The organism is Microbacterium ureisolvens, from assembly GCF_019511645.1.
Lineage (GTDB): Bacteria > Actinomycetota > Actinomycetes > Actinomycetales > Microbacteriaceae > Microbacterium > Microbacterium ureisolvens_A.
Window position 1 is genome coordinate 1 of sequence record NZ_JAEUAX010000044.1, and the last position, 255, is coordinate 255.

The window sequence follows — 255 nt, forward strand, 5'->3', positions numbered from 1 at the left end:
CGAGGACGTCGGCCGGCACAACGCCGTCGACAAGGTGATCGGCTGGGCGGTCCTCGAAGACCGGCTGCCGCTGACCGGCACCGTGCTGCAGGTCTCGGGTCGCGCCAGCTTCGAGCTCGTGCAGAAGACGATCATGGCCGGCATCCCCGCACTGTCCGCCGTCTCCGCGCCCTCCTCACTGGCCGTCGAGCTCGCCACGGCCTCCGGACTCACCCTCGTCGGGTTCTCGCGGGGCAGCTCGTTGAACGTCTACTC

At 69.8% G+C, this 255-nt stretch carries 1 protein-coding gene; it reads left to right on the plus strand.

The genetic code is table 11. The features are described 5' to 3' along the window. A partial coding sequence (locus tag JNB61_RS19905) for a formate dehydrogenase accessory sulfurtransferase FdhD (RefSeq protein WP_220340736.1) occupies positions 1-255 on the plus strand: 255 nt, incomplete at both ends.